A 23,779-nucleotide genomic window follows, 5' to 3' on the forward strand; every position below is an offset into this window, starting at 1 on the left:
TCACACGAGGTTAATCCATGCACGACACCCACAACGAGCGTATGAGTGGCGGCGAAACCCGCGCCGCTGGCGGCCTGGCCCTGGTCTTTGCCTTTCGTATGCTGGGCATGTTCATGGTCTTGCCGGTGCTGGCCACCTACGGCATGGACCTGGCCGGTGCCACGCCTGCGCTGATCGGCCTGGCCATTGGTGCCTATGGCCTGACCCAGGCCGTATTGCAGATCCCGTTCGGGATCATTTCCGATCGCATCGGCCGCCGGCCTGTGATTTACCTGGGGCTGGTCATCTTTGCCCTGGGCAGTGTATTGGCGGCCCAGGCCGACTCCATCTGGGGTGTGATTGCCGGGCGTATCCTGCAGGGTGCCGGGGCGATTTCCGCTGCGGTCATGGCGCTGCTGTCCGACCTCACCCGCGAGCAGCATCGGACCAAGGCCATGGCCATGATCGGCATGAGCATCGGCCTTTCGTTTGCTGTCGCCATGGTCGTCGGCCCATTGCTGACTCGTGCCTTTGGCTTGTCAGGATTGTTCCTCGCCACGGCAGGACTTGCCCTGGTCGGCATCCTGCTGATCGCCTTTCTGGTGCCCAATACCCACAGCATCCTGCAGCACCGTGAGTCGGGTGTGGCGCGCCAGGCCATCGGCCCGACCCTGCGCCATCCGGACCTTCTGCGCCTGGATGTGGGCATCTTCATCCTCCACGCCATCCTCATGGCCAGCTTCGTCGCATTGCCACTGGCCTTTGTCGAGCGCGGCGGCCTGCCGAAGGAGCAGCACTGGTGGGTATACCTGACCGCGTTGTTCATCTCATTTTTTGCAATGGTCCCGTTCATCATCTATGGCGAAAAAAAGCGCAAGATGAAACGCGTGCTGGCCGGGGCGGTCAGTGTATTGCTGCTGGTGGAGGTGTTCTTCTGGCAGTGGGCTGACGGTTTGCGCGGACTGGTGATCGGCACCGTGGTATTCTTTACTGCATTCAACCTGCTGGAGGCATCGCTGCCTTCACTGGTGAGCAAGGTGTCGCCTGCAGGTGGCAAGGGGACGGCAATGGGGGTCTACTCCACCAGCCAGTTCCTCGGCGCTGCCCTGGGAGGAATCCTCGGTGGCTGGTTGTTCCAGCACGGCGGGCTGAACATGGTGTTCCTCGGTTGTGCGGTACTGTGTGCCATCTGGTTGGTCGTCGCCTTGCGCATGAACGAGCCGCCCTATGTGACCAGCCTGCGCATGCCGCTGACGCCAGAGGCAGTCCGGGAAGCCGGCCTGACCGAGCGCCTGATGGCTGTACCGGGTGTGACCGACGCCGTCGTGGTGGCGGAAGAAGCCGCCATCTATATCAAACTGGATACGAAAATTTTGGACCGTACGACCCTCGAGCGCCTGGTGAACCCGGCCTCTTCGGCGTGCGAAGCCTAGGAGAACGTTATGGCCCGTGGGGTTAACAAAGTCATTCTGGTCGGCACCTGTGGCCAGGATCCCGAAGTCCGCTACCTGCCCAACGGTAACGCCGTGACCAACCTGAGCCTGGCTACCAGCGAGCAGTGGACCGACAAGCAGTCGGGCCAGAAGGTCGAGCGTACCGAGTGGCACCGTGTGTCGCTGTTCGGCAAGGTTGCCGAAATCGCCGGCGAATATCTGCGCAAGGGTTCGCAGTGCTACATCGAAGGCAAGCTGCAGACCCGCGAGTGGGAAAAAGACGGCATCAAGCGCTACACCACCGAGATCATCGTCGACATCAACGGCACCATGCAGCTGCTCGGCGGTCGTCCGCAGAACCAGCAGCAGGGCGGTGACCCGTACAACCAGGGTGGCGGCAACTACGGTGGCGGCCAGCCGCAGCAGTACAACCAGGCCCCACGCCAGCAGGCCCCGCGCCCGCAACAGGCTCCTCAGCGCCCGGCCCCGCAGCAGCCAGCCCCGCAGCCGGCGGCTGACTTCGACAGCTTCGATGACGATATTCCGTTCTGATCCAAGCCGTTAAGCAGCTGGCAAAAAACCAAAAACCCAAGGCAGATGTCTTGGGTTTTTTTATGAGCAAACAGTGGTAGTGCTGTGCGGGCTTTCCTCTAAAAAGAAAGCGGCGAGGATAGGGCGCCAGCTTCGCGATATTGCGGGAATCTCGGCAGCCCATTGAGTAGGAAAAATGCCTATAAGATATTGCCAATTTTATATGGTTATAGGAAACGCTGACCGTAAATGTCAGAGACTTCTGAAGTTTTAGTGGAGCGCACTTTTTCTATTCTGATCGCTTAGTATTCACTTTTTAAAGGAGTGGATCATGCAAAGTGCTGAGAAGGAATGCCTGTTAGGTCAAATAAACCTGAAATCAGACGCGCGAAACTACGATGTCTCCGGTTTTTCCGAGATGTATGCGGCTCATCTTGAGGGGCCTGCTGGGGACGCTGCGTTTTACGGTCGAGTACTGATAGGCATTGGTTTCGCAATTTCCGCACTGGGCCTTGGCATCTTCCTGTTTGGGCCTGAGGTTATTTATTATGACCGGTTTTCAGGCCCAACTCTGATTCAACACATACAAGCGAACTCCGGCCTCGTTGCAATGGCCGGCGGGTTGATAATGGCGTGGGGCGGGAAGCAGCGGGATGAAGGCATTGTTTATCGGGAGGATTTTCTCCTGTCCCATTACAAGTTTGTAACGGAAGATGGGCAAGATGTTAGCGGTCAGGTTTCTGTCCGATATCTGGAAGGAGATAATTTCAGTGTATTCATCGACTTGTAGTCGAGCGAGTATGTTCGGGCCTTGTTAGCGTCACATTCGTCATTGATTCAAGTTATGCCTCTTGCTTGACAGTCTGCCCTCAGATCTTTTGGCTGGTGCCGTTCTGCTGTACCTGTTTGGTTGACGGCTACAAATCGAGCCCTGTGAAACCGAGTGCCTGTTGGAGTGGTCTCGCGTCGCGAAACGGGCGCATAGTGCCCCAATGGCACGACTACACCAATACCAGTCCAGTTCAATAAAACAACCGCGGCTCCGGCGAGTCCAGCAAGCTGACCAGCTTGGTCAGGGCAAAGCCCAGTTCCTGGCGGCTGGGGGCCATCAGGGCGATGCGCACGCCGCAGCTGGCGTGGCTGCGCTCTGGCAGGAACTGGCTGCCACTAACTACCGTGACGCCGTTGTTACGCGCCAGGTTGGCGAATTCGTCGCTGGTCCATGGCTCGGGCAACTCCAGCCAGATGTGGAAGCTGTTGGGCTGGTTGCGGATCTTGTACTTGCCAAGGATCTCCTGGGCCATTTGCTGGCGCGCGGCAGCCTCTTCCTGTTGTTCTCGCACCAACTGGTCGGCCATGCCGCTGTTGATCAGGTTGCTGGCCAGTTGTGCCATCAACGGAGATGGCATCCAGACGCTGCTGCGTACCATCGACGATAGCCGCGAGAGGGTTTGCGGTGGGGCGTACAGGTAACCGATACGCAGCGCCGGCAGCACACTTTTGGACAGGCTGGTGAGATACACCGAACGTTCTGGCGCATACGCCGCCAGTGGCTGGTAATCCGGTGCGGGTTCAAGGAAACCGTAGATATCGTCATCGACGATGAACAGATCGAACTCGCGGGCGATCTCTGCGATGGCCTGGCGCCGTGCGTGGGGCATGATCGAGTTGGTGGGGTTCTGGTGGGTGGTGACACACACCAACAGGGAAGGGCGATGCTCCAGGCAGGCCGCGCGCAATGCCTCGGGAATAAGGCCATGCTCGTCCATGGCCACGCCACGCAGGCGGCGGCCCATGCTGTGGGCCAGGGAGATGATGCCTGGGTAGCAGAACGATTCGCACAACACCACATCGTCGCTCTTCGACAGGCTGCTGATGGCCACCAATAGTCCATGCTGGGCGCCAGAGGTCAGTACAACCTGTTGCCAGCGGGCATCAGGCAGCCAGCGCTGAATCCAGGCTGCACCTGCTTGTTTGTGGGAGGTGTGACCACCTTCTGTCACATAGTCGAGTACCTGTCCCAGGTCCGCAGAGGTGGCCAGCTCGCTGATGGCCGCACCCAGCCACTCACTCATGTGGGCGTCGTTGGGTTTGATGATCGAGAGATCGATCTGGCTGCTTTCGCCAGTAGCTGGTGTGTGCACCGACGGGGCGGATAACCGCTGTCGCAACTGCCTGACAAATGTGCCACGGCCTACCTCTCCAACCACCAGCCCGCGCTTGGCGGCTTCGTCGTAGGCTCTTCCAACGGTGCCGGGGGTTACATTCAGTGCCTCGGCAAGGTCTTTGAGGGTGGGCAAACGATCGCCTGCTGCAAGCCGACCACTTTCGATGTCCTGTTCAAGGGCATTAGCGATCATCAGGTAAACCGGCTGGGTTTGATCGCCGTATTGAGGGACCCACATGGAAATGGCACCAGATTCTGCAATTGCGCGCAGCCTAACATGAAAGCCAAGATGCGGGTAATGATGGCAATATTCGTCATTGAGTCGATTTAATTCGATATTGCATCGATTCAATTTTTGTAATTACAATCATCGCGCTGATTGGGACATGCACATTTGCGTTGTGCTTGGCAGAAAACTCCACTGGATGGACTTCGCTATGGAAATTCTGGGCGCTTTCTGGGCGGAACACTGGTTGCTGGCGGTGCTCATGCTTGGGGCTATCGCTTTCGTTGCCGGCTTCGTAGACAGCATTGCCGGTGGCGGCGGGTTGTTGCTGGTGCCGGGCTTTCTGCTGGTCGGCATGCCACCGCAGGTTGCCCTCGGCCAGGAAAAACTGGTCAGTACCCTTGGCACACTGGCAGCCATTCGCAACTTCCTGGCCAACAGCAAGATGGTCTGGCAGGTGGCGCTGGTCGGCGTGCCATTCTCGTTGCTCGGTGCCTACCTGGGAGCGCACCTGATCGTCTCGATCTCCCAGGAAGCTGTGGGCAAGATCATCCTGGCGCTGATCCCCTTCGGCATCCTCATCTTCCTCACCCCCAAGGACCGCTTGGTCGAGGAGCGCGAACTGTCATCGCGCATGCTCTTCACCGTGGTGCCGCTGACCTGCCTGGCCATCGGCTTCTACGACGGCTTCTTCGGCCCGGGTACCGGCAGCATGTTCATCATCGCGTTCCACTACCTGTTGCGCATGGACCTGGTCTCCAGCTCGGCCAATTCAAAAACCTTCAACTTCGCATCCAACATCGGCGCTTTGGTGGCCTTCGTCATTGCCGGCAAGGTCGTCTACCTGCTGGCGGTGCCGCTGGTGGCCTGCAACATCCTCGGTAACCACCTGGGCAGCGCACTGGCCCTGCGCAAGGGCAACGAAGTGGTGCGCAAGGCGCTGGTGTTCTCGATGCTCTGCCTGTTCACCAGCCTGGGCGTGAAGTACCTGGCCTGACCCTTCCATAGGAGACAACTGATGAAAACCGCATTCGTAACCGGCGCCTCCTCGGGCTTTGGCCGCGCCATCTGCCGTACCTTGATCGGCAAAGGCTACCGCGTGATCGGTGGCGCCCGGCGCATGGACAAGCTGCAAGCGCTGGCCGCCGAGCTGGGCGTCAATTTCATTCCGCTGGCGCTGGATGTCACCGACCCGGTGTCGCTCGAGAAGGCGGTCGAGCAGATTACTGATGCGTCACTGCAGGTCGACCTGCTGGTCAATAATGCCGGGCTGGCGCTGGGCGTGGACCGTGCCCAGGCCAGTAGTGCGGAAAACTGGCAGCGGATGATCGACACCAACATCACTGGCCTGGCCATGGTCACCCACAAGATCCTGCCGCAGATGGTGGAAGCTGACAGCGGCATGATCATCAATATCGGCTCGATCGCCGGCACCTATCCCTACCCGGGCGGTAACGTGTATGGCGCCAGCAAGGCCTTCGTTCGCCAGTTCAGCCTCAACCTGCGCGCCGATCTGGCGGGCACCCGCGTTCGAGTGAGCAACATCGAGCCTGGGCTGTGCTCGGGGACCGATTTCTCGGTGGTGCGCCTGAACGGTGATCTGGATGCCGTGCAGGCGCTGTATCGGGACGTGGAGGCCATCCTGCCCGAGGACATCGCGGCCACGGTGGCCTGGATTGCCGAGCAGCCGGCGCATGTGAACATCAATACCATCGAGATCATGCCGGTGGCCCAGAGCAGTGCGGCGCTGAACGTGGTGCGCAACCTGCCGGCTTGCTGATCGGCCGGTGGTGGATGGCACCGGTGTTGCCGGTGTTCGCGGGCACGCTCGCTCCCACAGGAATAGCGCCCTGTTTCGGGCATGTGCAGTAACTGTGGGAGCGGGTTCACCCGCGAATCAGGCAGCACAGCGCCTTCAGCTGACCCATGTCATCGCACCTTCTCGATTCTTGGCTAGTCTTAACTGTTGGCGGCCATCAATTGGCCGCCACCGTGACTACCAAGAGGCGCCGGCCATGTTCCGTGCGTCCACCACCTGATCAGGAGTGCACGATGGACCTGAACCGTCGGCAGTTCTTCAAGGTCGCCGCCGTCGGCCTTGGAGGCTCGAGCCTTGCGGCGTTGGGCATGGCCCCGACACCAGCATTCGCCGAGCAGGTGCGTCACTTCAAGCTGGCGCATACCAAAGAAACCCGTAACACCTGCCCCTACTGCTCGGTCGGCTGCGGCCTGATCATGTACAGCCAGGGCGATGCGGGCAAGAACGTCAAACAGAACATCATCCATATCGAAGGTGACGCCGACCACCCGGTCAACCGCGGCACCCTCTGCCCGAAAGGCGCCGGCTTGCTGGACTTCATCCACAGCCCGAGCCGCCTGCAGTACCCCGAGGTACGCAAGCCGGGCAGCAAGGAGTGGGTGCGGGTCAGCTGGGACGAGGCGCTCGATCGCGTTGCCGACCTGATGAAGCAGGACCGCGACGCCAACTTCATCGAAAAGAACGCCCAGGGGCAAACGGTCAACCGCTGGCTTACCACCGGTTTTCTTGCTGCTTCCGCCGCCTCCAGCGAGGCCGGCTACCTGACCCACAAGGTCATCCGCGCAACAGGCATGCTGGGGTTCGATAACCAGGCTCGTGTCTGACATGGCCCGACGGTGGCAAGTCTTGCCCCGACGTACGGCCGTGGCGCCATGACCAACCACTGGTCCGATATCGCCAATGCGAATCTGGTCCTGGTGATGGGTGGCAACGCAGCAGAAGCGCATCCGTGCGGCTTCAAGTGGGTGACCGAGGCCAAGGCGCACAACAAGGCGCGGCTGATCGTGGTCGACCCGCGGTTTACCCGTACCGCTTCGGTGGCGGACTACTACGCACCGATCCGTACTGGTACCGACATCGCCTTCATGGGCGGGCTGATCAATTACCTGCTGAGCAACGACAAGATCCAGCACGAGTACGTGCGCAACTACACCGACGTGTCGTTCATCGTCAAAGAGAGCTATGGCTTCGAGGATGGCCTGTTCAGCGGGTACGACGAGGCCAAGCGCGTGTATGCCGACAAGTCCGGCTGGGGTTACGAGCTGGGTGCAGACGGCTTTGCCAAGGTTGACCCGACGCTGCAGCACCCGCGCTGCGTGTTCCAGCTGATGAAGCAGCACTACAGCCGCTATACACCGGAACTGGCAAGCATGACCTGTGGCATGCCGCAGGACGCCATGTTGAAGATCTGGGAAGAGATCGCCACCTGCTCGGTACCGGGCAAAACCATGACGATCCTCTACGCGCTGGGCTGGACGCAGCACTCGATCGGTGCGCAGATCATCCGCAGTGCGGCCATGGTGCAGTTACTGCTGGGTAACGTCGGCATGCCAGGTGGCGGGGTCAACGCCTTGCGCGGGCACTCCAACATCCAGGGCCTGACCGACCTCGGCCTGCTGTCCAACTCGTTGCCGGGTTACTTGACACTTGCCGGCGACGCCGAGCAGGACTATGCCGCCTATATCGACAAGCGCGCCTCCAAGCCACTGCGTCCTGGCCAACTGTCGTACTGGCAGAACTACGGCAAGTTCCATGTCAGCCTGATGAAGGCGTGGTACGGCGCCAATGCCACGGCGGAGAACAACTGGGGCTACGACTGGCTGCCCAAGCTTGATGTGCCGGCCTACGACGTGCTGCGCATGTTCGAGATGATGGGCCAGGGCAAGGTAAACGGCTACATGTGCCAAGGTTTCAACCCGATTGCCGCGCTGCCGGACAAGAACCGTGTCACTGCTGCCCTGAGCAAACTCAAGTGGCTGGTGATCATGGACCCGCTGGCCACCGAGACCTCGGAGTTCTGGCGCAACGCCGGGCCGTTCAACGATGTCGACACGGCCAACATCCAGACCGAAGTGATCCGCCTGCCCACTACCTGCTTTGCCGAGGAAGACGGCTCGCTGGTCAACAGCAGCCGCTGGCTGCAGTGGCACTGGAAGGGCGCCGACGGCCCGGGCGAGACCCGCACCGACGTTCACATCATGAGCGAGCTGTTCCTGCGCCTGCGGCGACGCTACCAGGCCGAAGGCGGCGCCTATCCTGACGCGCTGATGAACATCAACTGGCCATACAAGGTCCCTGAAGAGCCATCCCCGGAGGAGCTGGCCAAGGAAATGAACGGCTGGGCGGTGACGGACGTCACCGATCCGACTGGCGCAGTGCTCAAGGCCGGCCAGCAACTGGCGGGCTTTGGCCAGCTCAAGGACGACGGCAGCACTGCGTCCGGTTGCTGGATCTTCGCCGGCAGCTGGACCGAGCAGGGTAACCAGATGGCTCGCCGTGACAACAGCGACCCGTACGGCATGCACCAGGTGCAGAACTGGGCCTGGGCCTGGCCGGCCAACCGCCGCATCCTCTACAACCGTGCTTCCAGCGACCCGCAAGGCAAGCCGTGGGACCCGGAGAAGAAGCGCCTGGTGTGGTGGAACGGCAAGGCCTGGACCGGGACCGATGTGCCCGACTTCAAGGTCGACTCGCCGCCCGAGGCGGGGATGAACCCGTTCATCATGAACCCCGAAGGCGTGGCGCGGTTCTTTGCCATCGACAAGATGGCCGAAGGCCCGTTCCCCGAGCACTACGAGCCGTTCGAGACGCCGATTGGCATAAACCCGCTGCACCCGCAGAACAAGAAGGCCACCAGCAACCCGGCCGGGCGGGTGTTCGACTCGGTGTGGGACACCCTCGGCAAGCACGACGAGTTCCCGTACGCGGCGACCACGTACAGGCTGACCGAGCACTTCCACTTCTGGAGCAAGCATTGCCGGCTCAACGCCATTGCCCAGCCCGAGCAGTTCGTCGAAATTGGCGAGGTGCTGGCCAACGAGAAAGGTATCAAGGCCGGTGACCGGGTGCGGGTATCGAGCAAGCGCGGGCATATCGATGCGGTGGCGGTAGTGACCAAGCGGATTCGCCCGCTCCAGGTCAACAACCAGACCGTGCACCAGATCGGCATCCCGCTGCACTGGGGCTTCACCGGGGCTACGCGGCATGGCTACCTGACCAACACCCTGGTGCCTTTCCTGGGTGACGGCAATACCCAGACGCCAGAGTCCAAGTCGTTCCTCGTCAAAGTGGAGAAACTCTGATGGCCAGCCAAGACATCATCGCCCGCTCGGCCACCACCACCGTACCGCCTTCGGTACGCCAGCAGCAGGAAGTCGCCAAGCTGATCGACACCACCAAGTGCATCGGCTGCAAGGCTTGCCAGGTGGCGTGTTCGGAGTGGAACGAACTGCGTGACGAGGTCGGCCACAACCACGGCACCTACGACAACCCCCAGGACCTCACCGCCGAGACCTGGACCCTGATGCGCTTCACCGAGCACGAGCGCGACGACGGCAACCTGGAGTGGCTGATTCGCAAGGATGGCTGCATGCACTGCGCCGAGCCAGGTTGCCTGAAGGCGTGCCCGAGCCCGGGAGCGATCATCAAGCACGCCAACGGCATCGTCGACTTCAACCAGGACCACTGCATCGGTTGTGGGTACTGCATCACCGGTTGCCCGTTCAATATCCCGCGTATTTCGCAGAAGGACCACAAGGCGTACAAGTGCACCCTGTGTTCCGACCGCGTGACCGTGGGCCTGGAGCCGGCCTGCGTGAAAACCTGCCCGACCGGGGCGATCGTGTTCGGCACCAAGGACGAGATGAAGGTGCATGCTGCCGAGCGCATCGTCGATCTCAAGTCGCGAGGCTACGACAAGGCTGGGCTGTACGACCCGGACGGCGTCGGTGGCACCCACGTGATGTATGTGCTGCACCATGCCGACACGCCGAAGCTGTACGCCGGCCTGCCGGACCAGCCGGTGATCAGCCCGCTGGTGGGGCTGTGGAAGGGCTTTACCAAGCCGCTGGCGCTGCTGGCCATGGGGGCTGCGGTGCTGGCCGGGTTCTTCCACTATGTGCGGGTGGGGCCACAGCGGGTGGAGGAGGACGAACACCCGACACCCGCGGATGAAAGCGTGCACCAGGTGGACCCGTCGGTCCATGTCTATGATCCGACCAAGCCCGGTGGGCAAGGGGAGCAGCGACCATGAACGACAACAAACCCATCCTGCGCTACAACGCCAACGAGCGCAGCAACCACTGGGTCGTCGCGATCCTGTTCATCCTGGCTGGCCTGTCGGGGCTGGCGCTGTTCCATCCGGCGCTGTTCTGGCTCAGCAACCTGTTCGGCGGTGGCCCGTGGACACGCATCCTGCACCCCTTCCTCGGGGTGGCGATGTTCGTGTTCTTCCTCGGCTTGGTGCTGCGTTTCTGGCGCGCCAATTTCATCACTGCCAATGACCGACTGTGGCTGCGCCGGGTGGACCGGGTGATGCTCAACAAGGAGGAGGGTGTGCCACCGATCGGCAAGTACAACGCCGGGCAGAAGCTGTTGTTCTGGACCCTGCTGGTGTGCATGCTGGTTCTGCTGGTCAGCGGCGTGGTGATCTGGCGCGCATACTTCAGCCATTTGTTCGGCATCGAGGTCATTCGCCTGTCTGCGCTGCTCCACGCCCTGGCGGCGTTCGTGCTGATCCTCAGCATCATCGTGCACATCTACGCCGGTATCTGGATCAAGGGCTCGATCGGCGCCATGCTGCATGGCTGGGTCAGCCGCGCCTGGGCGCGCAAGCACCATGAGTTGTGGTACCGCGAAGTGACTGGTGACAAGACGCCGGGCAATCACGGACGAAAAGAAGGATGAGCGCTTGAGCACGATACTCGAACCCGGGCAGATCGAAGCGTCGGCAGTGATGCCGCCGTTTCTGTACCTGCCCCCCGCCAACCTGTTCGAACTGCGCGCCGCGCGCCTGGAGCAGCTGGCCGAGGGCAATGCCCTTGGCGAATACCTGAAGCTGGTGGCTCGTTTGTGCCGTATCCAGCAGCAGCTTGTGGATAACCCGCCCGCTGGCATGCCGGTGGCAGAGGAGCGTCAGCGCCTGTGCATAAGTCATGGTTTGCCGCCACTGGCGGCGGACAGCCTGGTGCGTGAAGGGCCGTGGCTGGTCTGGTTGCAGGCCTTGCTCGAGCACTTCAATCCGCAGGCCAGCGGTCCATTAGGGGAGGCGCTGCAAGTTCTGCGCAGCAGTGACGACTGTCAACGCAAGGGTTGGGGCATCGCCTTGCTTGCCGGTCAGTACGATGCCGTGCCTGCGGCGCTGGTGCCGTTCATTGGTGCGGCCTTGCAGGCGGCCTGGTCCAGCTGGTTGCTGGCGCTGCCCGCGCCAGAGCTCAAGCCCGCCGACAGCCTGGCCCAGTGCCCGGCCTGCGGTTCGCCGGCGATGGCCGGGGTGGTGCGCAACCGCGGCAAGCACAATGGCCTGCGCTACCTGGCTTGTTCGCTGTGTGCCTGCGAATGGCATGTGGTGCGGGTCAAATGCGTGTACTGCGAGTCGAGCAAGGACCTGCGCTATACCAGCCTTGACGATGACCGCCATGCGCCGGGCAAGGCGCCGCTACGGGCGGAGTGCTGCCCGGAGTGCGAGAGCTACCTGAAGCAGAACTACCTGGAAAACGATGCGGCGGCCGAGCCGCTGGCCGATGACCTGGCCAGCCTGGCACTGGACATTCGCCTGGACGAGGAGGGCTTCCATCGGTTGGCACCGAACCTGATGCTCGCACCCGGGTAATGGAGAGTGTCTACACTGTAAGACCGAGTCGCCTTCTTCGCGGGTAAACCCGCTCCCACAGGGCCCGCGCAGCTTTTGAGGCTTGCGCGGCCCTTGTAGGCGCGGGTTTACCCGCGAAGAGGCCAGTACAGACAACGGATCAGTCCAAGGTAGTACCGCATGTCCTCCAGCCTAGCCAGCGACACCCCACGCCTGCCCTCCATCGACACCCTTTTGCGCCACCCAGCCTGCCTCCCGCTGATCGACCGCCACGGTCGCGACGCGGTCCTCGCCACCCTGCGGCAACTGCTCGACGATCTGCGCGACCCCGCCCGCACCGGCCAGCTCAGCACCGCCGAACTGGCCGCTGAAGTCCTGCTGGGCCGCACTGGCGAACGCTTGGCCACCCAGCAACGCAGCCAGGTCCGCCGAGTGTTCAACCTCACCGGCACCGTGTTGCACACCAACCTCGGCCGCGCACTGTTGCCAGAGGAGGCCATCGAGGCCATGCAGACCGCCGCCCGCTACCCGCTCAACCTTGAGTTCGACCTGGCCACCGGCAAGCGCGGCGACCGTGACGACCTGATCGAGGGCCTGATCCGCGAGCTGACAGGCGCCGAAGCCGTCACCGTGGTCAACAACAACGCCGCCGCCGTGCTGCTGGCGCTCAACAGCCTGGGTGCGCGCAAGGAGGGGATCATCTCCCGCGGTGAACTGATCGAGATCGGCGGTGCCTTCCGCATCCCCGACATCATGGCCCGCGCCGGCGTGAAGCTGCACGAAGTCGGCACCACCAACCGCACCCACGCCCGTGACTACGAGGCCGCCATCAGCCCGCGTACGGGCCTGCTGATGCGGGTGCATTGCAGCAACTACAGCATTCAGGGCTTCACTACCCAGGTGCCCACCGCCGAGCTGGCGCGTATCGCCCACCAACATGACTTGCCGTTGCTCGAAGACCTTGGCAGCGGCAGCCTGCTTGACCTTGCCCGCTGGGGCCTGCCCGCCGAGCCTACTGTGCGTCAGGCCCTTGCTGACGGCGCCGATATCGTCACCTTCAGCGGCGACAAACTGCTGGGCGGGCCGCAAGCCGGAATCATCGTCGGGCGCAAGGAGCTGATCGCCAGAATCAAGAAGAACCCGCTCAAGCGCGCGCTGCGGGTCGACAAGATCACCCTTGCCGCACTCGAAGCGGTGCTGGCGTTGTACCGCAACCCCGACCGCCTGGCCGAGCGCCTGCCCAGCTTGCGCCTGCTGACCCGCAGCCAGGCAGAAATCCAGGCCCAGGCCGAGCGCCTGGCCCCTGAAATCAAAGCCCGCCTCGGCGAGCAATGGGCGGTCAGTGTGGAGCCGGCGTTGGGCATGATTGGCAGTGGCAGCCAACCGGTGGCCCGCCTGCCAAGTGCGGCATTGTGCCTGCGCCCGCAGGTGTCGAAGAAGTTGCGCGGGCGCAGCCTGCATGTACTGGAGCGCGCCTTGCGCGGTCTGCCCGTGCCAGTGCTCGGCCGAATCGACGATGACGCCCTGTGGCTGGACCTGCGCCAACTGGATGACGAGGCCCAGTGGCTGGCTCAGTTGCCCGCCCTGCAATTGGGGCCGGTACAGTGATCGTTGGTACCGCCGGCCACATCGACCACGGCAAGACCGCACTGCTCCAGGCCCTGACCGGCCAGGCCGGTGACCAGCGCCAGGAGGAGCGCGCCCGTGGCATGACCATCGACCTTGGCTATCGCTATGCGGCGTTGACCGAGGGCGCAGCGCTGACCGGCTTCATCGACGTGCCCGGTCACGAGCGCTTTATCCACAACATGCTGGCCGGCGCCCATGGCATCGATCTGGTGCTGCTGGTAGTCGCGGCCGACGACGGGGTGATGCCTCAAACCCGCGAGCACCTGGCGATCATCGAGTTGCTGGGCATCCCACAAGCCCTGGTGGCGATCAGCAAATGCGACCGTGTAGAGCCGGCCCGCCTGGCCGAAGTGCAGGCACAGGTCAGCGAACTTCTGGCGCCGGGCCCATATGCCGGTGCGCGGCAGTTTCCGTTGTCCAGTGTGACCGGCGAAGGTATCGATGCCTTGCGCCAGGCCTTGCTGGCCGCGCAACAGCGCGTGTGCCAGCGCAGCGTGCGCGGCGGTTTCCGCCTGGCCGTCGACCGCGCCTTTGCCGTTACCGGTGCGGGTGTGGTGGTCACGGGCACGGCGCTGGCCGGGCGGGTCAGTGCCGGTGACACCTTGTTACTGGGCAAGGCCGGCAAACCGGTGCGGGTGCGTGGCCTGCATGCGCAGAACCAGGCCGCACTGGTGGCCGAAGCGGGCCAGCGGGTGGCACTGAACATTGCTGCCGAACGCCTGGCGGTGGAGCAGGTGCGCCGGGGGGGCTGGCTGGTGCCCGAGTGGCTGCATGCGCCTAGCGTGCGGGTGGATGTCGAGTTGAACCTGTTGCCGGGCGAGACCCGTACCTTCGAGCATTTCAGCGCTGTGCACGTGCACCTGGGCACCCAGGATGTAACGGCCCGGGTAGCCTTGCTCGAGGGTGAAACCTTGGTGGCAGGCCAGCGCATGTTCGCCCAGTTGCTGCTCAACGCGCCGCTGCAGGCGGTACACGGCGACCGCTTGGTGCTGCGCGATCAGCGTGCCCAGCGCACACTGGGGGGCGGCAAGGTACTCGATCCGTTCGCGCCAAGCCGTCAGCGTCGCAGTGATGAGCGCCTGCGCCAATTGCAGGTGCTGCGTGATGCCGAGGACCTGGAGCAGGCCTTGCCGGCACTGCTTGCCAGCGCACCCGGGGGTATCGACCCGCAACGTCTGGAACGGCAGTTCAATCGCCTGCGCGAAACCTGGCAGTTGCCGGAAGATGTGCTGGTGGTGGCTACGCGGCAGGGCCAACTGCTGTTTGCCAGTGCCCGGTGGCAGGCGCTCAAGCGCCAGGTGCTGGAGCAGCTGGCGCGGTTCCATGAACAGGAGCCCGACCAGCTCGGCCCGGACCGCGACCGCCTGCGCCGCTTTGCTGCCTTGCCGCTGGAGCGGCCCGCTTTTGTCAGCCTGCTGGATGAGTTGCTCGAAGACGGCGCCATTGCCAGCAGCGGGCCTTGGCTGCACCTGCCCGATCACAAGGTGCAGTTGAGCGAAGCCGACAGTGCATTATGGGCGAGTCTGCAACCGAAGTTGCTGGCGGGGCAATACGATCCGCCCTGGGTCCGGACGCTGGCGAGCGAGGAAAATTGTGCCGAAGCCGATGTGCGCCTGTTGCTGCGCAAGCTGGCCCGGTTGGGCCTGGTGCACCAGGTGGTGCGCGACCTGTTCTACCCCGAGGCGACGCTACAGCGCATGGCAGAGCTGCTGCTGGGGCAGGCCAGTGAAACGCCGATAGTGCAGGTTGCCGCGTTTCGCGATATGTTGGGCATCGGTCGCAAGCGCAGTGTGCAGATTCTGGAGTACTTCGACCGCATCGGCCTGACCCGGAGGGTGGCCGATCAGCGTCACATTCGCGCCGAAAGCGCCCTGGCCCAGCAGCAGGCCAGGCACTGAGTTCAAGGAAGGCAATCGCGCCCGGTGGCGCGGCCGGGCTTCAAACCCGGTTGGGGACGGCAGCCGTTCCCGGGCAGGTTCGACTCCCGCTGCCTTCCGCCATTTTCTTTTGCCTGTCAGGGCCCTATCGCCGGCAAGCCAGCTCCCGCAGGTACTCCACAGACCGTGTTATCCCTGTGGGAGCTGGCTTGCCGGCGATAGGGCCAGACCAGGCAACACTCAGGCCCGTTCCCCACACAGGTCCAGGGCAAACCACCGCTCTGCCGTTTCGACATCCAGCCCGGCCCCCAGCAACGCAACCATCTTGGCCAGCGCCGCCTCCCGGGTCATGCCCCCGCCACTGACCAGCCCGGCCCCGCGCAAGCGGTTACCCGCCGCATAGGTATCGAACACCACCGACCCCTCAGGGCACTGGCTGATAGCTGCCAGCATCACACCCCGCTGGCGTGCCGCGCTCAGCACATCCAGTAACGCCTGGTCATCCGACGGCCCGGTTCCGCTGCCGTAGCATTCCAGCAGCAAACCCTGCACGCCGCTGCCCAGCAGTGCCTGCAAATGCCCGGCCTGCAGGCCCGGGAACACCGGCACTACCGCCAGGTTGACCGGCTGGCGCGGGTGCTTGTAGCCAAGCTCGGCAGGGATCGCCGTTGCGCGCTCACTGTCACGATGGCGCGGCAGCGCGGCAAAGGCATCGAACGCCTCGCTGCGCAGCTTCGACGCCCGGCAGCCATGCAGCAGCTGCCCATGGAAGTACAGTTGCACGCCATCTTCCAGCCCTTGTTCGAACTGGCGCAGTGCGCCGCACAAGTTGCCCCAGGCGTCGCTGTCCGCGCTACCTGCCGGCAGCATCGAGCCGGTCAGCAGCACTGGCACCGGAAGGCCCAGCAGCAGGAACGACAACGCCGCGGCGCTGTAGGCCAGGCTGTCGGTGCCATGCAGCACGAGCACGCCATCATGGCCAGCCACCTCTACCGCTGCGACGATTGCATCGCGCATCGCCAGCCAGTTGTGCTGTTGCATGTTGGCGCTGTCGAGCAGCGGGTTCAGTTCCTGCAAGGTCCATTGCACCTGGGGTGCATCGGCCAACTGGGCAAAGTGTTCGCGCATGCGTGCTTCGAAGCCACCGGCCGGCGCCAGGCCTTCGGGGGTTTCGAGCATGCCGATGGTGCCCCCGGTATAGAGCACGAGGAGATTCTTTACTGCTCGCATGGGAAGTATCCGTAGCGGTGAGCGGAAGAAGGTAAGCCGCCCACGGACGGGGCGGCTGGCAGGGGAGAATATCAGCGTTGAGTCTGGACTTCGCCGACTGCTTTGTCAGTGGCTGTTTCCACCTGCGGATTGGCAGGCCAGGCATTGCGATCCAGGTCCAGGTCGGCAAACTTGGCCGAGTCGAACACCGGTTGGTCGACGCCCGCCTTGCGCTGGTCGTCGTAGTCGCGCATCACCCGCAGGCCGACCTTGAACAGCAGGGCCAGGGCCACCAGGTTGACGAAGGCCAGGCAGGTCATGGTGATATCGGCAAAGGCGAACACAGTCGACAGGTCCTGCAACGAGCCCCATACAACCAGCGCCAGTACCAGGCCACGGAATACTATCAGTACCACACGATTGCGGCTGAGGAACTGCAGGCTGTTTTCGCCCAGGTAGTAGTTGTAGAGGATGCAGGTGAACACGAACAGCGACAGTGCCACGCTGACGAACACGCGGCCCCAGTCACCGACCACGGCGGCCAGCGAGTTCTGGGTCAGGACGATGCCGTCACCTTCGAAGCCCGGGGTGTAGAAGCCCGACAACAGGATCAGCAACGCGGTGCAGGTGCAGATCACGAAGGTGTCGAGGAACACGCTGAATGCCTGGACAACGCCCTGCGCACCCGGGTGTTTCACGGCGGCCACGGCTGCGACGTTTGGCGCACTGCCCAGGCCCGCTTCGTTGGCGAACACACCACGCTTCACGCCCATGACGATGGCGCTGCCGAGCAGGCCGCCGAACGCCGGGTCGAGGCCGAAGGCACTCTTGAAGATGGTTTCCAGCATGGCTGGCACGTGCTCGATCTGGGTGCCGATCACGTACAGGGTCACGCCGATGTACGCCAGGGTCTTGACCGGTACCAGCAGGTCCGACACCGCGGCGATGCGCTTGATGCCGCCGATGAAGGTGATGGCCAGCAGCACGGCGAGGACGATGCCGGTGTGCTTAGGGTCGAAGGCGAAGGCGTTCTGCAGCGAGTGAGTCACGGTGTACGACTGCAGGCCGATGAAGGCGAAGCCGTAGGTGACCAGCAGCAGGACCGAGAACACGATGGCCATGCTTTTCAGCTTCAGGCCGTGCTGGATGTAGTACGCCGGGCCACCACGGTACAGGCCGTCGCCATCGGCGCGCTTGTAGACCTGGGCCAGGGTGCATTCGAAGAAGCTGCTGGACATACCCACCAGTGCGGTGACCCACATCCAGAACACGGCACCTGGGCCACCCAGGGTCACGGCAATGCCGACACCGGCGATGTTACCGGCACCAACGCGGCCAGCCAGGCTCAGCATCAGGGCCTGGAAGGAGCTCAGCTGGCCTGCCTGGCCACGCAGCGATTCCTTGAACACACCGAACATGTGGCCGAAGTGGCGGAACTGGACGAACCGGGAGCGGATAGTGAAGTAGCTACCCAGCCCTACGATCAGCACAATGAGAAGTTTCCCCGAGAGGAAATCGTTGAGTACTTCGAGCATTGGAAAATGACCTCGATTCTTATTGTTCGTGTGGAAAGATCAGCGGACGGCAGGCGCACCGCTATTCGTGGGGCGCATGGTTGGCTATGACAAGAGCGGTTACAATTTCGCGGGTTGCTCTGATTTGGTGCAACTTGATGCTACAATTGCGCCATTCGCGTCACCTGAGTCCCGAGTCATGAGCGATCATTTCGCTACCAACCTCAAACTGGCCTGCAGCCACTACCGCTCTATCTCCGAAGTTTGCCGCCAGCTGTCGATCAACCGCGCGCAGTTCAACAAGTACCTGAGTGGGCAAAGCCGCCCGACGGCCTACAACCTCAAGCGCATCGGCGATTTCTTCGGGGTAGAAGATTACGAATTGCATTTGCCACCCGAGCAGTTCAGCCGCCTGATCGGTGCCCGCGTGTCGACCCCGGCCGAGCAGCCTGGCGACCCGATCAGTGATCTGTTCCGCCCGTTGCACGCCCATGCGGGGAACCTGTCGCGCTATTGCGGTTACTACCTGGAATATTCCAACTGCATGTCGGTTCCGGGTACGGTCCTGGTGTCATTGGTGCACCTGTGGGAGGAGCGCGGGCAGTTCCTTTTCGAACGCCAGGAACGCCAGGAGCGTTCCAGCGCCACCAACCCCCATGCCGAGGTGCGTTGTCGCTATCTGGGAGCGGCGTTCCAGCTGCAGGACCGGATGTTCTTGGTCGATTACGAGTCGCTGACGTTCAACGAGATGAGCCAGACTATCCTCATCCCCAGTTTCAAAAGCCGCATTACCCGGCTCAACGGCCTGAAGGCCGGCGTATCCAGCGGAGACCGGCGAAACCCGGCCTGCACTCGGGTTGTGTGGGACTACCTGGGAGAGGAGATCAATCGCATCAATGTCTACCGGCAGGTAAAACTGTACCAGCCGGATGATCCACGCATAGATGACGATGTGCGTGAGCGCCTTAGCGTGGGGCCGTTGCGTAACAGTCTGTTCGAAATCGAGTGATGCTTTTTTCAGAGAACAAGTTGATGTAACCACTCGCCAACAGGGTTGCCTGGGTCGAGCAGCAACTTGATTGCCATGATACAGCAAACACAGACCAGCAATGGCTTGATCAGACGGGGGCCAAAGTGTACTGCGCAGCGTGCGCCCAGTTGAGCCCCCACAAAAGCAGCGAATGCCATTGCCAGTGCGAGCGGCCAGATGATCGCCCCGCTCAGTGAAAAGACTGACAACGCGCCCAGGTTACAGGCTGCGTTCAATAGCTTGCTGGTGCACACGGCTTGTATCAAGTGCTGGCCCAAGAGGATCACGCAGGCCAGCATGAAGAACGAGCCGACGCCAGGGCCGAAGATCCCGTCATAAAAGCCAATGATTGGTGCAACCGTAATGCAGAACAGGCTGGTCGATATCTTTGCCTTGCGCGCTCGTTCATTCGGCTTTGGACTGAAGGCAAAGTAGGCGGCTATCAGGATCAGCAGAGGTGGAACGCACGCCTGCAGAACGCTTTTGGGCACGTAAGTTATCGACAAGGCACCCAACGCCCCTCCGATAAACGACATGACAGCCATTGGACTGCCTTGTCTCCAGTCGATCATGCCTTTGCGGGCGAAGGCGCACGTAGCCGAAACCGTAGCCGAAGCCGCCTGGAACTTGTTGGTGGCAATTGCCGCCAAGGGTTCGATACCGGCAATGAACAACACCGGGAGCGTGATCAGGCCCCCGCCACCGGCGATGGCATCGAAAAAGCCGGCCATCAGTGCCACCAGTGCGAGGATCAGAACAAGCGTTACGTCGAATTCGATCATTGGGTGTTCTCCTGGGATCAGCCACGCACCAGCAGCGGGTCTTCAGCGAGCACCAACGGTACTGCGAAGGGGGAGTATCCGAATTGACGGATGAGCAGCCGCCGGTTGTCCTGGACCATGTCGCGGCCGTGCAAGGCTCGGCTGTTGTTGATCAACAATGCGCTGTCAGGCTGCAGGACAAACGCCAGTGGTCGTGCGTTATCCAGTGCTTTCTGAAAGGCGTCGAAAGCGCGCGCCGCTGCGCTGCAGGCGCGGTCATTCAGGCTGAAGCGATAGCTGTTGTAACGAACAGAAAAACCACCATTGGGCTCGAATTGCAGCATTGAAACTGCTTTGCCTGCATTGCCCTGTCCGTGAGCGAAGCAGTCACTGCGGGTGAAATCGAAGGACGTTGAAGTCAGCGCAAGTGTGTCCAGGCTACCCAGGCGTTCAATGATTCCCCGGAGCGGGAAGACATGCGTAGGTTCATTGGCGGGGTTCCAGCGCGCAGTCAGAATCAGTGCAGAGGGAGCAGGGGAGTTGGCATTGGTGGAAATTGTCGAGCAGTTGTAAGGCGCTTCAGTGTGCGGCCCCAAGCGCAAGCCCGCATGCGAGCTGGTTTCAACTTCCAGGCAGGGATCTTCGCCGAGCCGCGGGATGCGGCCACCGCCCTTGAAGTTGCCGACCAGGCGAACCTGTTTACCATCGTTGTCTATATCGAAGGCGAAACTGCGGTGGCGCACGAGCTCCAGCAGCAGTTGATTGCGGGAGGCAAGGTATTGGCAGCGAGGGTTTTGCGCCAGGGCGGAAATGTCGGGCAGGTACTCTGGTATTGGCTCGTTGGCACAAGGCATCTGCCTGTACATCAAGGCAGATAGCTGGCCCTCACTGAAGCGTTGTAACAGCGCACGCTGTTCCTCACTCAAGGCTTGCTCGAGTTGATCGGCGAATATACGAGCCTGAAGTGCTACTCCTTTGGCCTCCGGGCCACCCAAGTCAGCAATGGTCTGGCTTGCAAAGGCTATGGCTTTGCTTTGCTCCGGGCTGAAATCCAGGTATGCAACTTCCGAACGAGGCATTGAACGTTCCCTGTACTTGTTTTTGAGAAGCTCCCCGGCTGGCAAGTGGGGGAGTCAACTATTCAATGCGGTTGTGCTGTTGCGCGGAAGTCAGCTCGTTCCTGGTATGTCGTAGGAGATTTCTGCGTGTTGCGGTATTGAAAGGTGGAACTTTGAATTCAGTACCGCCTGTGGCATCGAACGGGTCCGGTGTTGGACTTCCCCGCCCGGAAACCGCAAAATGACCCCTTTCCTTCAATCAACCTCTCCGGATCTGCTGACTCTATGCGTATGCGCCTAATGCTGTTGGGTGGTGGCAATGCCCTCGGGCAAGCGCTGATTCGTCTTGGGGCCGAGGAGGACATCGCATTCCTGGCTCCGCGTCCGCCCGAGAACGGCTGGACGCCGGCCAGCCTCACCCAGCTGCTCGACGATCATCGTCCCGATGCACTGGTCAACCTGGCCTATTACTTCGACTGGTTCCAGGCCGAGTCGGTCAGTGAGCAGCGCCTGGCCCAGCAGGAGCGGGCTGTGGAGCGGTTGGCAGAGCTGTGCCAGCACCACCAGATCACCCTGGTTCAGCCATCCAGCTACCGGGTGTTCGATGGTTCTCGGGCCACGGCCTACAGCGAAAAGGACGAGCCGGTACCGCTGGGCCTGCGTGGCCAGGCCCTGTGGCGCATCGAGCAGAGCGTTCGCGCGGCTTGCCCGCAACACGTGCTGTTGCGCTTTGGTTGGCTGCTCGACGAAAGCATCGACGGGGCGTTGGGCCGCTTCCTGACCCGCGCCGAGCAACCCCAGGAGCTGCTGCTGGCCGATGACCGGCGTGGCAACCCTACGCCGGTCGACGACGCCGCCCGGGTGATTCTGTCGGTGCTCAAACAACTCGATTGCAGTGCGCCGCTGTGGGGCACCTACCATTACGCCGGCAACGAAGCGACCACGCCGCTGGCGCTGGGCCAGGCGATCCTCGCCGAGGCAGGCCAGTACCGGCAGCTGGCCGTGCAGGCGCCGACGCCGCAGGCACATGCCGCACGGCCGGATGCCAGCGAAGAGCCGCAGCACGCGGTACTGGCCTGCAAGAAAATCCTTCATACCTTCGGCATCAAGCCGCGCGCCTGGCGCGCCGGCTTGCCGCCTCTACTGGACCGGTTCTACCGCCATGGCTGACGCCCCCATCCTGATCACCGGCGGTGCCGGCTTTATTGGCTCCCACCTGTGCGATGCGTTGTTGGAGAAAGGCTACGCCGTACGCATTCTCGACGATTTCTCCACTGGCCAGCGGGGCAACCTGCAGGTTGACCACCCTCGGCTGGAACTGGTTGAAGGCGATGTCGCCGATGCCGAGCTGGTTACACAGGTTACGGCTGGCTGCAGTGCCGTGGTGCACCTGGCAGCGGTGGCCTCGGTGCAGGCCTCGGTCGAGGACCCGGTGCGGACCCACCAGAGCAATTTCATCGGTACCCTCAACGTGTGCGAAGCCATGCGCGTGCATGGGCTGCGCCGGGTGCTGTTCGCCTCCAGTGCGGCGGTGTATGGCAACAATGGTGAAGGCGAGTCGATTGCCGAAGACACCCCCAAGGCGCCGCTGACCCCGTATGCCGTGGACAAGCTGGCCAGTGAGCAGTACCTGGACTTCTACCGTCGCCAGCATGGCCTGGAGCCAGTGGTGTTCCGCTTCTTCAATATCTTCGGACCGCGCCAGGACCCGTCCTCGCCGTATTCCGGGGTGATCAGCATCTTCTCCCAACGTGCTGTGCAGGGTTTGCCGATTACCGTGTTCGGTGATGGTGAGCAGACCCGGGACTTCCTTTACGTGGGCGACCTGGTGCAGGTAATGGTGCAGGCGCTGGAGCAGCCGCAGGTCGAGGAGGGAGCGGTGAATATCGGCCTCAACCAGGCCACTTCGCTCAACCAGTTGCTGGCAGCGCTTGAGAAGGTGGTGGGTAGCTTACCGGCGGTCAGTTATGTGGCGGCACGTTCGGGTGACATTCGCCATTCGCGGGCGGATAACCAGCGTTTGTTGGCGCGGTTCGAGTTTCCGCAGGCGACGCCGATGGTCGAGGGCTTGTCGCGGCTTCTGGGCAAGGGCTGAAATGCTTGGGGGCGCTTTGCGCCCCTATCGCCGGCAAGCCAGCTCCCCCAAGAGCGAGTACGCGGTCACGGTGGGAGCTGGCTTGCCGGCGATGGGCTGCGCAGCAGCCCCAGAATCACTCATGCCGCACCACTTTTCGCAGGCAATCCCCTGCCGCCAGCACCCGCCCATCCCGGGCCCGCACCTGCAGTGTTTCCAGCGCCTGCCCCGTATCACTATCCACCAACTCCGAACGCACCTCGCCCGCCTCGAACAGAAACCGCTCCCCCCACTGCCTCAAGCCAACCACCACCGGGAACACCGATCGCCCTTTCTCGGTCAGCACATATTCCTTGTAGGCACTGCCATCCGACGCCGGCTGCAGCGTCAGCAGCCCACTCTCCACCAGCCACTTCAGCCGTGAGGCGAGGATGTTCTTCGCCAGCCCCAGGTTCTTCTGGAATTCACTGAAGCGCCGCAGCCCATCGAATGCGTCGCGCAGGATCATCAGCGCCCAGCGGTCTCCCAGTACCTCCAGCGCCCGGGCTACGGGGCATTGCGCATTGTTTTCATCGAGCATGGACGGGGTCTTTCGTGATTATCTGGTTGCATATTAAAACCACATTTGCTAAATAACCAGCATATGGTTTCAATTCGAAACCA

At 62.3% G+C, this 23,779-nt stretch carries 20 protein-coding genes and 1 tRNA gene; 15 read left to right on the forward strand and 6 right to left on the reverse strand.

What is annotated here, in order from left to right:
- The first annotated feature begins 17 nt into the window (after window positions 1-17).
- The 3 genes from RR51_RS21365 to RR51_RS21375 all read left to right on the forward strand — a co-directional run bounded on the left by RR51_RS21365 (window position 18) and on the right by RR51_RS21375 (window position 2,733).
- Window positions 18-1,412, forward strand: a complete 1,395-nt coding sequence (locus RR51_RS21365) for an MFS transporter (protein ID WP_039614599.1) — start codon at window positions 18-20, stop codon at window positions 1,410-1,412.
- Window positions 1,413-1,421: 9 nt separating this feature from the next.
- On the forward strand, window positions 1,422-1,964 hold the full coding sequence (locus RR51_RS21370) for a single-stranded DNA-binding protein (RefSeq protein ID WP_013970644.1): 543 nt from the start codon (window positions 1,422-1,424) through the stop codon (window positions 1,962-1,964).
- A 310-nt stretch (window positions 1,965-2,274) separates the two neighbouring features.
- Window positions 2,275-2,733: a hypothetical protein gene (locus RR51_RS21375; RefSeq protein WP_039614600.1), complete on the forward strand. Its 459-nt coding sequence runs from the start codon at window positions 2,275-2,277 to the stop codon at window positions 2,731-2,733.
- 232 nt (window positions 2,734-2,965) lie between these two features.
- Here RR51_RS21375 and RR51_RS21380 read toward each other — a convergent pair whose 3' ends face one another.
- A complete protein-coding gene (locus RR51_RS21380; protein WP_039614601.1) occupies window positions 2,966-4,348 on the reverse strand; it encodes an aminotransferase-like domain-containing protein in 1,383 nt (460 codons plus the stop codon).
- A 199-nt stretch (window positions 4,349-4,547) separates the two neighbouring features.
- Between RR51_RS21380 and RR51_RS21385 the strand changes: the two genes are divergently transcribed.
- From RR51_RS21385 to RR51_RS21430, 9 genes are all read left to right on the forward strand, one after another.
- Complete coding sequence (locus RR51_RS21385; RefSeq protein ID WP_039614602.1) at window positions 4,548-5,333, forward strand: sulfite exporter TauE/SafE family protein; 786 nt, start codon at window positions 4,548-4,550, stop codon at window positions 5,331-5,333.
- 21 nt (window positions 5,334-5,354) lie between these two features.
- Window positions 5,355-6,116: an SDR family NAD(P)-dependent oxidoreductase gene (locus RR51_RS21390; RefSeq protein ID WP_039614603.1), complete on the forward strand. Its 762-nt coding sequence runs from the start codon at window positions 5,355-5,357 to the stop codon at window positions 6,114-6,116.
- Between the two features lie 272 nt (window positions 6,117-6,388).
- Window positions 6,389-9,457 (forward strand): formate dehydrogenase-N subunit alpha, encoded by a 3,069-nt coding sequence (fdnG, locus tag RR51_RS21400; protein ID WP_152619920.1) that lies wholly within the window; start codon window positions 6,389-6,391, stop codon window positions 9,455-9,457.
- Complete coding sequence (gene fdxH, locus RR51_RS21405; protein ID WP_039614605.1) at window positions 9,457-10,407, forward strand: formate dehydrogenase subunit beta; 951 nt, start codon at window positions 9,457-9,459, stop codon at window positions 10,405-10,407. The genes fdnG and fdxH overlap by 1 nt, the downstream gene beginning before the upstream one ends.
- Entirely contained in the window at window positions 10,404-11,060 is a 657-nt protein-coding gene (locus RR51_RS21410) for a formate dehydrogenase subunit gamma (protein WP_013970651.1), read from the forward strand. The genes fdxH and RR51_RS21410 overlap by 4 nt, the downstream gene beginning before the upstream one ends.
- A 4-nt stretch (window positions 11,061-11,064) precedes the next feature.
- Window positions 11,065-11,985, forward strand: a complete 921-nt coding sequence (gene fdhE, locus RR51_RS21415; RefSeq protein WP_039614606.1) for a formate dehydrogenase accessory protein FdhE — start codon at window positions 11,065-11,067, stop codon at window positions 11,983-11,985.
- A gap of 159 nt (window positions 11,986-12,144) precedes the next feature.
- Window positions 12,145-13,572 (forward strand): L-seryl-tRNA(Sec) selenium transferase, encoded by a 1,428-nt coding sequence (gene selA, locus RR51_RS21420; RefSeq protein ID WP_039614607.1) that lies wholly within the window; start codon window positions 12,145-12,147, stop codon window positions 13,570-13,572.
- Window positions 13,569-15,491, forward strand: a complete 1,923-nt coding sequence (gene selB / locus RR51_RS21425) for a selenocysteine-specific translation elongation factor (protein WP_039614608.1) — start codon at window positions 13,569-13,571, stop codon at window positions 15,489-15,491. Before selA ends, selB begins: the two co-directional genes overlap by 4 nt.
- Before the next feature lie 6 nt (window positions 15,492-15,497).
- Window positions 15,498-15,593 (forward strand) — tRNA-Sec (locus RR51_RS21430).
- A gap of 117 nt (window positions 15,594-15,710) precedes the next feature.
- Here the strand turns inward: RR51_RS21430 and RR51_RS21435 are convergent.
- The gene (locus tag RR51_RS21435; RefSeq protein WP_039614609.1) at window positions 15,711-16,700 is read right to left on the reverse strand and encodes an asparaginase; all 990 of its coding nucleotides are present in this window, start codon (window positions 16,698-16,700) and stop codon (window positions 15,711-15,713) included.
- A 71-nt stretch (window positions 16,701-16,771) separates the two neighbouring features.
- A complete protein-coding gene (locus RR51_RS21440) occupies window positions 16,772-18,214 on the reverse strand; it encodes an alanine/glycine:cation symporter family protein (protein ID WP_039614610.1) in 1,443 nt (480 codons plus the stop codon).
- A gap of 178 nt (window positions 18,215-18,392) precedes the next feature.
- On the opposite strand from RR51_RS21440, the gene RR51_RS21445 reads away from it, so the two are divergent.
- On the forward strand, window positions 18,393-19,202 hold the full coding sequence (locus RR51_RS21445; RefSeq protein ID WP_025337507.1) for a helix-turn-helix domain-containing protein: 810 nt from the start codon (window positions 18,393-18,395) through the stop codon (window positions 19,200-19,202).
- Window positions 19,203-19,210: 8 nt separating this feature from the next.
- Here RR51_RS21445 and RR51_RS21450 read toward each other — a convergent pair whose 3' ends face one another.
- Together RR51_RS21450 and RR51_RS21455 are read right to left on the reverse strand one after the other, a co-directional pair.
- A complete protein-coding gene (locus RR51_RS21450; RefSeq protein WP_039614611.1) occupies window positions 19,211-20,005 on the reverse strand; it encodes a TSUP family transporter in 795 nt (264 codons plus the stop codon).
- A gap of 17 nt (window positions 20,006-20,022) precedes the next feature.
- Window positions 20,023-21,063 (reverse strand): TauD/TfdA family dioxygenase, encoded by a 1,041-nt coding sequence (locus RR51_RS21455; protein ID WP_039614612.1) that lies wholly within the window; start codon window positions 21,061-21,063, stop codon window positions 20,023-20,025.
- A 264-nt stretch (window positions 21,064-21,327) separates the two neighbouring features.
- Between RR51_RS21455 and RR51_RS21460 the strand changes: the two genes are divergently transcribed.
- Both RR51_RS21460 and RR51_RS21465 read left to right on the forward strand, forming a co-directional pair.
- Entirely contained in the window at window positions 21,328-22,212 is an 885-nt protein-coding gene (locus RR51_RS21460; RefSeq protein WP_024086179.1) for a sugar nucleotide-binding protein, read from the forward strand.
- Window positions 22,205-23,137: an NAD-dependent epimerase/dehydratase family protein gene (locus RR51_RS21465; RefSeq protein WP_023662675.1), complete on the forward strand. Its 933-nt coding sequence runs from the start codon at window positions 22,205-22,207 to the stop codon at window positions 23,135-23,137. Before RR51_RS21460 ends, RR51_RS21465 begins: the two co-directional genes overlap by 8 nt.
- Before the next feature lie 115 nt (window positions 23,138-23,252).
- Here RR51_RS21465 and RR51_RS21470 read toward each other — a convergent pair whose 3' ends face one another.
- On the reverse strand, window positions 23,253-23,696 hold the full coding sequence (locus RR51_RS21470) for a winged helix-turn-helix transcriptional regulator (protein ID WP_013970662.1): 444 nt from the start codon (window positions 23,694-23,696) through the stop codon (window positions 23,253-23,255).
- Window positions 23,697-23,779: the final 83 nt, after the last annotated feature.

The organism is Pseudomonas sp. C5pp (genome assembly GCF_000814065.1).
In the GTDB taxonomy this organism is placed as follows: domain Bacteria; phylum Pseudomonadota; class Gammaproteobacteria; order Pseudomonadales; family Pseudomonadaceae; genus Aquipseudomonas; species Aquipseudomonas asiatica.